General features: G+C 61.5%; 11 protein-coding genes. 7 read left to right on the top strand and 4 right to left on the bottom strand.

Annotation, left to right across the window (positions count from 1 at the left end):
- Positions 1–220 precede the first annotated feature (220 nt).
- Positions 221–1,462, bottom strand: a complete 1,242-nt coding sequence (locus ABI_RS20315) for a peptidoglycan-binding domain-containing protein (RefSeq protein ID WP_157139034.1) — start codon at positions 1,460–1,462, stop codon at positions 221–223.
- A 211-nt stretch (positions 1,463–1,673) separates the two neighbouring features.
- Between ABI_RS20315 and purB the strand changes: the two genes are divergently transcribed.
- Entirely contained in the window at positions 1,674–2,978 is a 1,305-nt protein-coding gene (gene purB, locus ABI_RS20310; protein WP_006274948.1) for an adenylosuccinate lyase, read from the top strand.
- A gap of 142 nt (positions 2,979–3,120) precedes the next feature.
- Complete coding sequence (locus ABI_RS20305; RefSeq protein ID WP_006274947.1) at positions 3,121–3,798, top strand: 2OG-Fe(II) oxygenase family protein; 678 nt, start codon at positions 3,121–3,123, stop codon at positions 3,796–3,798.
- A gap of 144 nt (positions 3,799–3,942) precedes the next feature.
- Here the strand turns inward: ABI_RS20305 and ABI_RS20300 are convergent, their stop codons facing one another.
- The 3 genes from ABI_RS20300 to ABI_RS20290 are packed head-to-tail and all read right to left on the bottom strand — an operon-like array spanning position 3,943 to position 5,615.
- The gene (locus ABI_RS20300; RefSeq protein WP_006274946.1) at positions 3,943–4,683 is read right to left on the bottom strand and encodes a transglycosylase SLT domain-containing protein; all 741 of its coding nucleotides are present in this window, start codon (positions 4,681–4,683) and stop codon (positions 3,943–3,945) included.
- Positions 4,684–5,289, bottom strand: a complete 606-nt coding sequence (locus ABI_RS20295; RefSeq protein ID WP_040309775.1) for a hypothetical protein — start codon at positions 5,287–5,289, stop codon at positions 4,684–4,686.
- Positions 5,290–5,303: 14 nt separating this feature from the next.
- On the bottom strand, positions 5,304–5,615 hold the full coding sequence (locus ABI_RS20290; RefSeq protein WP_006274944.1) for an ATPase inhibitor subunit zeta: 312 nt from the start codon (positions 5,613–5,615) through the stop codon (positions 5,304–5,306).
- A 184-nt stretch (positions 5,616–5,799) separates the two neighbouring features.
- Between ABI_RS20290 and purC the strand changes: the two genes are divergently transcribed.
- From purC to purL, 5 genes are all read left to right on the top strand, one after another.
- On the top strand, positions 5,800–6,558 hold the full coding sequence (gene purC, locus ABI_RS20285) for a phosphoribosylaminoimidazolesuccinocarboxamide synthase (protein WP_006274943.1): 759 nt from the start codon (positions 5,800–5,802) through the stop codon (positions 6,556–6,558).
- Between the two features lie 16 nt (positions 6,559–6,574).
- Positions 6,575–6,814 carry a phosphoribosylformylglycinamidine synthase subunit PurS gene (gene purS, locus ABI_RS20280; RefSeq protein WP_031237123.1) on the top strand — a complete coding sequence of 80 codons (240 nt, stop codon included), beginning with the start codon at positions 6,575–6,577 and terminating at the stop codon, positions 6,812–6,814.
- 4 nt (positions 6,815–6,818) lie between these two features.
- Positions 6,819–7,490, top strand: coding sequence for a phosphoribosylformylglycinamidine synthase subunit PurQ (gene purQ, locus ABI_RS20275; RefSeq protein ID WP_006274941.1), 672 nt, complete (start codon positions 6,819–6,821; stop codon positions 7,488–7,490).
- Positions 7,491–7,554: 64 nt separating this feature from the next.
- The gene (locus tag ABI_RS20270) at positions 7,555–8,982 is read left to right on the top strand and encodes an alpha/beta fold hydrolase (RefSeq protein ID WP_006274940.1); all 1,428 of its coding nucleotides are present in this window, start codon (positions 7,555–7,557) and stop codon (positions 8,980–8,982) included.
- A 119-nt stretch (positions 8,983–9,101) separates the two neighbouring features.
- On the top strand, positions 9,102–11,318 hold the full coding sequence (gene purL, locus ABI_RS20265; protein ID WP_006274939.1) for a phosphoribosylformylglycinamidine synthase subunit PurL: 2,217 nt from the start codon (positions 9,102–9,104) through the stop codon (positions 11,316–11,318).
- Positions 11,319–11,385 lie beyond the last annotated feature (67 nt).

The following is an 11,385-nucleotide window of genomic DNA, read 5'->3' as shown; positions in this document are numbered from 1 at the left end:
AAAAACTAAGGCAGGGACGCAGTATAGACTCCGAAGGTACAAAAACGGCGGACTTTGAAGCCAAAATCCGCCGTTCACAGTTAAATTGTATTATTTATTGCTGTCTGCCGGTGCATCGTCTCCCCCTCCGTCTCGACGCATTTCGCCTTCGGCTTCATTTGCTCGCCACCTCCCCCGCAAGCGGTGGAGGATAAAAAGGCGCAAGGCAACGCTATTCGACTTACAGTTTGATACCCAGAGCACGAACCGACTCGACCGACATTTGGCCCTGTGGCAGGCCCTGATCGGCCTGGAACTTCTGCATAGCCGAAACCGTGCCCGAACCCAGTTTGCCGTCGACCGGCCCGGCATTGTAGCCGCGCTTGTTCAGCTCACGCTGGATGTCCGACACAAGAGCCGGCGAGGCGTTCTTGTCGCACAGGACTTCGCGCCATACAGGCTGCGCGCCTTCGGTGACGCGGTTGCGGACTTCGTCGCGGTAGACAGCCGGAATCTCGATGGTTTCAGTGCGCGCCGGGGTGACGACTTCCTTGACCTTTTCCTTCTTGTAGACGGCCGGGACGACATATTCTTCTTCGCGCTGGGGCGTGTCGACCACAGTGCGCTTGACCTTGCGGGTCACGGCGGGGATTTCGATGCGCCGGACCTGTTCGGGCTGGACCAGGACCTGAACCTTGCGGTCTTCGAACACGGCGGGAAGGATTTCCAGGCACAGCACGGTCTGGGCACTGCCCTGTTGCAGGTATTGTGCCGTAGCGTTATCGGCCGGCACGATGATCGGATTCTTGCCAGGCCAGCTGAGCGTTCCGTCGGCGCGGTAACGGACGGCTTCGTGTGTGACCGGTGTGACCAGCGCGGCGCCAGTCGGAATACCAGCCTTTTCCACCCAGACCTGACGTTCCGGCTGGACCATGACGCGTTCGACACGGGTCTCGTAGCGGGCGGGAATGACCTCGTCACGGAAGCCGGCCGGCGTCACGACTTCGGTCTCCATAACCTGGCGGGTGGTGCCGGGCATGACGCGGCGCATAACCTTTTCCGGCGTGACCATCACGTCGCGCACGCGCCATTCGCTGACCTCAGGAATGGTGCGGGTTTCGGTGCGGGCCTCGGCGACCAGGACGCGGTCCTTGTAGGTCTCGAATTCCGGCGCGACCAACAGGCGGGCGAAGCACTGGCCCGGGCGGGCGTATTTGCGCAGCTCTTCCGGCACGGATTGCCAGGCCGCGGAACCTTCACTGCCGTCAAAAGCGAGAACCTCGCCGTTCGGGATAGCCGGTCCGGGGCTACCGGACTGGACCAGAGCCACGGTCTGATCGGCCACACGGTGGGATGATTCGGTGAAGCCGGTACTGACGGGCTTGACCGCCGGCTTGCTGCCGTACGCCGATGCGGACCCGGCCAGGGCCAGCGCAGACAAGGCGATAATAGCGGCACCGGAATTCAGGAAAAGCTTGGACACGACGAACAACCCTCAAACAGCAAAATAGAATAGACCCTAGCCCGCAAAATTAACCTTTTCTAAACCACCTCGCCAAGCCTTCACACCCACAAAGCGTAAATTAACCAGATTGTGAGGACGGCGGTTTCGCAGGTGCGGCGGATCAGCACTTGACACCCGGCCCGCCTGCGCCCATCAGGCCGCAAAACTTCCGTCAGCATAAGGTTCCGCCATGATCTCCCGCTATGCCCGCAAGGACGCCGCCGCCATCTGGGACGCCGCGACCAAATACCGGATCTGGTTTGAAATCGAAGCCCACGCCGCCACCAAGATGGCCGAACTGGGTGTCATCCCCGCCGAAGCCGCCAAGACGTTGTGGGAAAAGGGTCAGGACGCCGAGTTCGACGCCGAGCGCATCGACGAGATCGAACGCACGGTGAAGCATGACGTCATCGCCTTCCTGACCCACGTGTCGGAAATTGTCGGTCCGGAAGCGCGTTTCCTGCACCAGGGCATGACGTCGTCAGACGTGCTGGACACCTGTTTTTCCGTTCAGCTGCAACGTTCCGCCGACCTGCTGATCGAAGGCGTTGACCTGGTCCTGGCCGGGTTGAAACGCCGCGCGCTGGAGCACAAGTTCACGCCCACGGTCGGCCGTTCGCACGGCATCCATGCCGAGCCCGTGACCTTTGGCCTGAAGCTGGCCGGCTATTATGCCGAGTTCGTCCGCGCCCGTGCCCGCCTGGTGACGGCGCGCGAGGAGATCTCGACCTGCGCCATTTCCGGCGCCGTTGGAACCTTCGCCAATGTCTCGCCCGAGGTCGAAGCCTATGTCGCCGACAAGATGGGCCTGAGCGTCGAGCCGGTTTCGACCCAGGTCATCCCGCGTGACCGCCATGCCGCCTTCTTTGCGGCTTTGGGGATTGTCGCGTCGTCGATCGAGCGACTGGCGGTCGAGATCCGTCACCTGCAGCGCACCGAAGTCCTGGAAGCGGAAGAGTATTTCTCGCCCGGCCAGAAGGGCAGCTCGGCCATGCCGCACAAGCGCAATCCGATCCTGACCGAGAACCTGACCGGCCTGGCGCGGCTGGTGCGGTCGGCGGTGGTGCCGGCGATGGAAAACGTCGCCCTGTGGCATGAGCGCGATATTTCGCACTCCTCGGTCGAACGTGGCATCGCGCCGGATGCCTGCGTGCATCTGGACTTTGCGTTGCGCCGCATGGCCAATGTCATCGAGAACCTACTGGTCTATCCGGAGAACATGCAGAAGAATATCGACCGTCTGGGCGGACTGGTCCATTCGCAGCGCGTGCTCCTGGCTTTGACTCAAAAGGGCATGTCGCGGGAAGATTCCTATTCCGCCGTCCAGCGCAACGCCATGAAGGTTTGGCGCGGCGAAGGGGCGTTTCTGGATTTTCTGGCCGCCGATGAAGATGTGTCGAAGTTTTTCACCCGTGAAGAACTGGAGCCGTTTTTCAACCTCGACTATCACACCAAGCACGTCGACACGATCTTCGTCCGCGTGTTCGGAAAGTAAGTTTATCCACAGATTGCACAGATTTCACAGATTAGAAGACATTTAAACTACCGTCGCGCAGCGGCGAAATCTGTGTAATCTGTGCAATCTGTGGATCTAAAACGATCGATGCCGCATGCGCGGCGTGACACGGTGATCCCCCATGCTGACGCTCAATACCCAGTTTGACACCGCCGGCTATCTCAGCCGGTTTGCCTCCAAGGGCCGCATACGGCTTGAGGGGGTGTTGTTGGACGACGATGCGGCGGCCGTGCACCATGCGCTGGAGCAGCAGACGCCATGGGAGTTGCACCTGGTCGGTGGCAATGGCCCAGAAGTGATCAACCGCCGCGAACTGGCCACCCTTCCCGAAAGCGATATCCAGAATCGGCTGACGGAAGCGGCGGAGCGTGCTCAGAACGGGCTGTCATGGTTGCGGCTGGGCTATGAGCTTATGGGGACTTTGGACGGTGAGGCTTTGAGGCCTCTGGCCGACATGATCAAATCGCCGGCCTTTGCTCGGTTCTGCGAGAGCCTGACCGGGATGTCGGGGCTGGACCTGATCGCGCTGAACGCCGCCTGCTATCGTCCGGGCGATTTCGTGACGCGGCACACCGATACGGCGGCGCGGCTGTGCTTCGAGTGGAGTTTCACGAAGGACTGGCGCAGCGACTGGGGCGGTCAGATGCTGTTCCACTCTCCGTCCGGCGACATCGAAGGCGGGATCATGCCGCGCCTGAACGATCTGGCACTGTTTGCCGGGGACCAGCCGCGCTCGGTGGCGTCGGTGGCGCCCTACGCCGGCGGGCCGAGGTTTTCAATCACAGGACGGTTCGCTTAAGCCAAAAAAAGCGACGGAAGGCGCCATAGGGAAACGCCTTCCGTCTTTATCCGGCCGCCGGGGGGCATTGGCCGAATGTCAGTTCCTGGCCCCCAGAGGTCTATTGATGCCATCCGCTGTGGTCTATCCCGTGATTAAGGGAGGTCAGGCCCGGCAGATGCTTAGGCCTCGCGTCGCGTTGCGGATTTCCGCCAGCTTATGCGTCGGCCCCAGCCGAACCGTCGACCAGTAGCGCGCCAGGCCCTGAGCGTTGGCGCCCGTCGAACCGGCGGTGACGACCTTGTCCTTGGCAATCAGCCTGGCCATTTTCGGCACGGCGCAACGGATGTTGTTGATTGGATCTTCCAGCGACTTGGCGGTGCGGTTCAGGGTGCACCAGGTAAAGCCGTCCTCATAGGGCAGTTGGAACAGGCCTACCGAATCGACGTTCAGCGGCGCCGGTTCATGATAGATGGTGTGCGGATTGTAGTTGCTCTCGTACCGGGCGATGGCGACGGCCAGGGTCGCGATGACCTCGACCTTGTCGTCGGCCGTCAGGCTGCCATAGGTCGGGCAAAAATCGGCCCAGTCGGTCGCCTTGTCGAACGACGCCAGATTGGCGCGGACCTGGGTGCGCAGTTCGGTCGACCACGGCGCGCGTTCGGAATGGTTCATTTCCCAAGCCAGGCCAGAGACCAGCATTTCCGGCGGCGGGGGTGGTGGCGGAGGTGGCGGCGCCGGCTCTTCGACGACGGTGGTCTCCGAGGGCGGAGGTGGCGGTGGCGCATCGATCGGCTGTTCGGGCAGGCCACTGCCCCCGCCCCCACCGGTCGGAACCGAGGCGCAACCGGCCAGGGCGAGGAGACTGAAACCAGCGATCAGGCCGGCAAATTGGTGAAGACGCATTTAGCTCTCCTGTAGAACTTCGATTGCGGGACGCTTGCCAAACCAGACGCCGTACACAAATATCCCGTAGAAAATCAGTCCGATAACGAACAGCACACCCGCCAAACCGGGATGCATCAGTTGTGCGAAAATCATGTGACCGGACAGGTAGCCGACCAAAATATATCCCGTAACGGCGACGAAATACGCCATCGGTAGGACAATAAGCGCTCCCCAGTCCTTAAGTCTTACCCAAAGCAGGAGCCACAGGCCAAGCCCCAGTCCAGCCATGGCCAGACTGTGCGAAGGACCAATAAGGTCCATTCGCCGCCAAAGTTCTGGTCCACAAATCGTCACCAGCAAAGCCGCAGACAGGACATTCCCGACCCAATCCCGCAGCCGTTCATTTTTCGTCCGGAGCAACCAGACGGCGGTGGCGAAGGCAACACTGAGAAGCAGGATCACTGCCGGCAAGCGCCAGAATCCAAGCGGTTCAAGGAAAAACCACGCGCTAAGCGCCAGCATACCAAGTCCGAAGACGGCCAAAAGCCCATAGACGAGGTATCTGATCGATCGACTTTCACGCTCGTCGCGGCGCTCCTGACGTTTCAATACATCTTCGAGCATCGTTCCCCCGATCGCTAGTTCCCGTTTTTGCCGGCTTCGCGCGCCTGGGCCAGGAATTCCGCCGCCCGGGTGCGGACTTCGCTTTCGCGCACCTGGATGTTGGAGGCTATCAGGTCGCCATAGATCTTGCGAATCACGTCTTCCTCGGTCGGGCGATCCGCGTGGAAGTTCTCGACCGCCTGGGCGTAAAGTTCCGTCGACTGAGGATTAAGGTCCATACGGGCAGCGGCCCACAGGGCAATGGCGCGGTTGCGACCCGAGGCCGCCTTACGCTCGGCAGCGTCCCCAACAGAAGCGGCTTCGGGGATAGGCTCGGAATGCGACATGTGAACAGCACCTTTCAGGCAGGGCGATGTTGTAAATCCGCTTATTCGCGCGCGCAACAAGAACCGGCGTTTACACGGCAAAAGTTTTTGTTTATTTGCGGCGCCAACGCGCATCCCGTAAGATGCTTTCCCGATAAGAGTCTGCTTGACTGTTTCGGCCCCTCCCTTTTCTGGAGACGGTCCAATGACCACCCGCCGCAAAAAAATCTACGAAGGCAAGGCCAAGATTCTGTATGAAGGCCCCGAGCCCGGCACGCTGATTCAGTATTTCAAGGACGACGCCACAGCGTTCAACGCCCAGAAGAAAGCCGTCCTGGAGGGCAAGGGTGTCATCAACAACCGAATCTCCGAATTCGTGATGACGAAACTGACCAATATCGGCGTGCAGAATCACTTCATCAAACGCCTGAACCTGCGCGAGCAACTGATCCGCGAAGTCGAGATCATCCCGCTGGAAGTCGTTTGCCGTAACGTCGTCGCCGGCTCCATGGCCAAGCGCTTCGGCCTGCCGGAAGGCCAGCAACTACCGCGGTCGATCATCGAATTCTACTACAAGAACGATGCCCTGGAAGACCCGATGGTCACCGAAGAGCACGTGACGGCGTTCAACTGGGCCAACACCCAGGAAATCGACGACATCCTGGCGACCACGCTGCGGGTCAACGATTTCCTGAGCGGCATGTTCGCCGCGGTCGGCATAACCCTGGTCGACTTCAAGATCGAATATGGCCGCCTGTTCGAAGGCGACTTTTCACGCGTTATCCTGGCCGACGAAATTAGCCCGGATTCGTGCCGTCTGTGGGACGCAGCGACCAATGAGAAGCTGGACAAGGACCGCTTCCGCCGCGACATGGGCAATGTGATCGAATCGTACACCGAAGTCGCCAAGCGGCTCGGCATCATGGGCGACATGCCCAAGGTCATCGAAGGCGGAATACAGTAAAATGAAGGCGCCCCCCTTGAAAGCAAAAGTGCACGTTTTCCTCAAACCCGGTGTTCTGGACGTTCAGGGCAAGGCCGTCGAAGGCGCCCTGCACGGCCTCGGCTGGGACGGCGTCGCCAATGTCCGCGTCGGCAAGCTTTTGGAGTTTGACCTGGACGGGTCGGACCCGGAAGCGGCCAAGGGTGAGCTGAAGGCGATGTGCGAGAAGCTGTTGGCCAATACGGTCATCGAATCCTACAAGGTCGAGGTGGCGTAAAACCATGAAAGCCGCCGTCCTCGTCTTCCCCGGTTCCAACTGCGACCGCGACTGCAAGACCGCTGTCGAGACCTCCGTCAATGGCAAGGTCGAGATGGTGTGGCACCAGGAGACGGAGCTTCCGTCAGGCCTGGACCTGATCGTCATCCCCGGCGGTTTCTCCTACGGCGACTATCTGCGCTGCGGCGCCATGGCGTCGCAATCGCCAGTGATGGCTGCCGTGAAGCGCGAGGCCGAGCGCGGCGTATCCGTGCTGGGGATCTGCAATGGCTTTCAGATCCTGTGTGAAAGCGGACTCCTTCCGGGCGCTCTGCTGCGCAATTCCGGCCTGAAATATGTCTGCAAGCCGATCGAGCTGACGATCGAGAACCGCACCACGCGCTTCACCAACGCCTATGGCAACAAGCAGACGGTGTGGATGACGCAGGGTAATGGCGATGGCAACTTCTTCGCCGACGCCGACACTTTGAAGGCGATCGAGGACAATGACCAGGTCGTCTTCCGCTATGTCGAAAATCCCAATGGCTCGATGAACAACATCGCCGGCATCATCAACAAGGCCGGCAATGTGCTGGGGATGATGCCGCACCCCGACCGCGCCTTTGAAGACGCTCTGGGCTCGGCCGACGGCGCACCGATGTTCAAGAGCCTGCTGAAGGCGGCAGTCGCGGCGTGAGGGCCGGTTGACAATCCCCCATGGCGGTGCCCCTATGCCGCCTCTGTGTGGGGAGTGTCTTATCATGTGGCGTCGTCTTCTTGTCGTAACCGGTCTGGCCCTTCTGGCCACGGCCTGCCTGCCACAAAAGACGCCCACCGCGCTTGGCTACCACAAACAATCCTGCAGCTTCGCCTATATCGGCCTGAAGGGCATCGAATGCGGCACGATGGTGGTCGAGGAAACCCGCGGCAAGGCCAATGGCCGAACCGTCGCCCTTCCCATCGTCATCGTCCGTGCCTCCGCCAGTGACCGGAAATCCGATCCGGTGATCTTCCTGCACGGCGGCCCAGGCGGTGACGTCGTCTCCGGCCTCCCCTTTCGTCTGCGCCGTAAGCCGGGTCTCGTTACCGAGGACCGTGACTGGATCTTTTTCGACCATCGCGGCACCGGCAAGTCGACGCCGTCGCTGGATTGCGGCGAAGCGCCCCTGTCCGATGCCGGCGTTACCAGCGATGCCGGCGTGGCCGAACTGCAGGCCTGCGGTCGCAAGCTGGCCGCCCAAGGCATCGATCTGACGCAATACAATTCTGCCGTCATCGCCCAGGACGTCCGCGACCTGCGCCAAGCGCTGGGCATCAAGGCCTATAACCTGTACGGCGGCTCCTACGGTACACGCGTCGCCATGGCGGTGATGCAGCACGATCCTGCCGATTTGCGCGCCGTGGTGTTGAATTCGACCTGGCCGCCTGAAGCCAATGCGACGGCGCCGCTGCCCGGCCTGGTGTCGCGGGAAGTCCGTCAGGTTCTGGCCTACTGCGCCGGCGATAACGAATGCAACGGCAAGTATCCGGACCTGGCCGCCCGCTTCGACACCCGGCTGCGCCAGTGGCTGACCACGCCGGTCACCGACAAGGACCAGACCTACACGGCCGACGCCGTCGGCGCCTTCCTGCTGGACCAAATCTATAGCCCGGACGGCGCAAGTGCCTTGCCAACGACCATCGATAAGCTGCTGAACGGGGACTACAAGGCCCTGGGCAAGTTTGTGAAGACCCAGGCTGGCTACACCGAAGGTCAGTTCTTCACAACGCTTTGCCGGGAGGAGTTCAGCTTCGAAGACCCGGCAGCCCTGGACAGGGTCGACGCCAATGATCCGATCGCGGCCGCCGTGGCGCGCGACACACGTCGCTTCTTCGCCGTCTGCCAGGCCTTTGCCACTGGCAAGGGCGGGGCCGTCGAGAACGAAGCCCTGGTCAGCGACATCCCGACCCTGATGTTGTCGGCCGACATCGATGCCGGCTGCCCGGCGGAACTGTCCGACGAAACCGTCAAGGGCCTCAGCAAGGGCCGCAACTACTTTTTCCCCAATCGCACCCATACCATCGCTGGCGGCAGCACCTGCGCCAAGACTTTGGTGGCACAGTTCCTGAAAACCGCCGACGCCGATGTCGATGCCACCTGTATAAAGAGCGATCGGCCGAAGTTTCCGTTCGTCTACGATGGCAAGTAGTCGCTTCGTTCCTTAGCGCTTTTTTCCCCACGCTAACGCCTCGCGCCTTGAGCGCTTTTTTCCCCGCGCTAACGCTTCGCTCCTTGAGCGCGGGGGCTGAATCCGCTAAACGGCGCACCATGAGCACCACCACAGCCAACGCACCCAAATCCATGGCCGACAAGGCCGCCGAATACGGCCTGAAGGCCGACGAGTATCAGGTCATCCTCGATCGTCTCGGCCGCGAGCCCAATGACGTCGAGTTGGGCGTGTTCAGCGTCATGTGGTCCGAACACTGCTCTTATAAATCCTCGCGCCTGCACCTGCGCAAGTTCCCGGTCACCGGCCCGCGCGTCATCTGCGGCCCGGGCGAGAACGCCGGTGTCATTGACATCGACGACGGCCAGGCCTGCATCTTCAAGATGGAATCGCACAACCACCCGTCCTTCATCGAGCCCTATCAGGGCGCGGCGACGGGCGTTGGCGGCATCATGCGCGACGTCTTCACCATGGGCGCCCGCCCGGTAGCGCTGCTCAATGCCCTACGCTTTGGCGAGCCCGGTCACCCGAAGACGCGCCGCCTGGTCGAAGGCGTCGTCTCCGGCATCGGTGGCTACGGCAACTGCGTCGGCGTTCCGACGGTTGCCGGCGAGACCAACTTCCACAGCGGCTATAACGGCAATATCCTGGTCAATGCCATGTGCGTCGGTCTGGCCGATGCCGACAAGATCTTCTATTCCGCGGCCCCCGAGCCCGGCCTGCCCGTTGTCTACTTCGGCTCCAAGACCGGCCGCGACGGAATTCATGGGGCGACCATGTCGTCGGCGGAATTTTCCGAAGATTCGGAAGAGAAGCGCCCGACCGTTCAGGTCGGCGATCCCTTTGCCGAAAAGCTGTTGATCGAGGCGACGCTGGAGCTGATGGCTTCGGGCGCTGTCGCGGCGATCCAGGATATGGGCGCCGCGGGGCTTACTTCCAGTTCTGTGGAAATGGCGGGTAAGGGCGGACTGGGTATTATTCTCGACCTCGACAAAGTGCCCCAGCGCGAAGTCAATATGACCGCCTATGAGATGATGCTGTCGGAAAGCCAGGAGCGCATGCTGGCGATCCTGAAGCCCGGCCGCGAGGAAGACGGCTACCGCATTTTCAAGAAGTGGGGCCTGGATGCCGCCGTCATCGGCGAAACCAACACCACCGGCCGTATCGTGCTGATGCATCATGGCGAGGTCGTTTGTGACCTACCGCTGTCGCCTCTGTCGGACGACGCGCCGCTGTATGACCGTCCGTGGGTCGAACCGGCCCAGGAACCGGAACTGCATGCCTCCGAAGTGCCTGTCGCCCCGGTCGGTGACGCCCTGCTGAAGATCATGAGCTGCCCGGACATGGCGTCCAAGCGCTGGCTGTGGGAACAATATGACCGCCACGTCATGGCCGACACCTTGTCGGACTCCTCGACCGGCCACGACGCCGGCATGGTCCGCGTCCATGGCACGCGCAAGGCACTGGCCGTCACCTCGGACTGCACGCCACGCTACGTCAAGGCGAACCCCTATGAGGGCGGCAAGCAGGCCGTCGCCGAAGCGTGGCGCAACCTGACCGCTGTCGGCGCAGAGCCCATCGCCATCACGGACAACCTCAACTTTGGCAATCCGGAAAAGCCCGAGATCATGGGCCAGATCGTCCGCGCCATCGACGGCATGGCCGAGGCCTGCCGAGAACTCGACTTCCCGGTCGTGTCGGGCAATGTCTCGCTGTACAATGAGACCAACGGCATCGCCATTCCGCCGACGCCAACCGTGGGTGCGGTTGGCCTGCTGAAGGACTACGACCAGCGTATCGGCTTCAACAAGGTGCGTCCGGGCCAGGTCCTGCTGCTGGTCGGTGAGACCAAGGGCGAGATGGGGTCGACCCTCTACCTGCGTGAAGTCTTCGGCCTGGAAATCGGCGCGCCGCCGAAGGTCGACCTGGAAAGCGAAAAGGCCAATGGCGTTCTGGTCCGCCGGCTGATCAAGACGGGTGTCGCCAAAGGCGTCCACGACCTGTCGGACGGCGGCCTGTTGTGCGCTGCGGCCGATATGGCGCTGGCGTCGAAGGTCGGGCTGGAGCTGAAGAACCCCAGTGATCTGGACGACCATATCTTTGCCTTCGCCGAGGATCAGGCGCGTTACCTGGTCGCCGTCGACGAAGCCGCGGCCCATCTGGTCATTGCCCAGGCCGCGGAGGCTGAGGTGCCGGTGGCTGTGGTCGGTGTGGCGACAGGGACGGACCTGATCTATGCCGGTCTGTGCGTCAGCCTCGAACGTTTGCGCGAAACCAACGAGGCGTGGCTCCCGGCCTATATGGCTGGGAAGGCGTAAAAAAATTTAAAGTTCAAATACTTAAATCCCTCCCCGTTATGCGGGGAGGTGGATCATTTGCGGTTAG

The sequence above is a fragment of the Asticcacaulis biprosthecium C19 genome, from assembly GCF_000204015.1.
GTDB lineage: Bacteria > Pseudomonadota > Alphaproteobacteria > Caulobacterales > Caulobacteraceae > Asticcacaulis > Asticcacaulis biprosthecius.
This window is presented reverse-complemented; position numbering and strand designations above follow the sequence as displayed.

Bases quoted from the DNA above. Each gene is read 5' to 3' on its own strand.
- purB (WP_006274948.1), top strand. From the start codon at position 1,674: ATGATCTCCCGCTATGCCCGCAAGGACGCCGCCGCCATCTGGGACGCC.
- ABI_RS20305 (WP_006274947.1), top strand. From the start codon at position 3,121: ATGCTGACGCTCAATACCCAGTTTGACACCGCCGGCTATCTCAGCCGG.
- ABI_RS20300 (WP_006274946.1), bottom strand. From the start codon at position 4,683: ATGCGTCTTCACCAATTTGCCGGCCTGATCGCTGGTTTCAGTCTCCTC.
- ABI_RS20295 (WP_040309775.1), bottom strand. From the start codon at position 5,289: ATGCTCGAAGATGTATTGAAACGTCAGGAGCGCCGCGACGAGCGTGAA.
- ABI_RS20290 (WP_006274944.1), bottom strand. From the start codon at position 5,615: ATGTCGCATTCCGAGCCTATCCCCGAAGCCGCTTCTGTTGGGGACGCT.
- purC (WP_006274943.1), top strand. From the start codon at position 5,800: ATGACCACCCGCCGCAAAAAAATCTACGAAGGCAAGGCCAAGATTCTG.
- purQ (WP_006274941.1), top strand. From the start codon at position 6,819: ATGAAAGCCGCCGTCCTCGTCTTCCCCGGTTCCAACTGCGACCGCGAC.
- ABI_RS20270 (WP_006274940.1), top strand. From the start codon at position 7,555: ATGTGGCGTCGTCTTCTTGTCGTAACCGGTCTGGCCCTTCTGGCCACG.
- purL (WP_006274939.1), top strand. From the start codon at position 9,102: ATGAGCACCACCACAGCCAACGCACCCAAATCCATGGCCGACAAGGCC.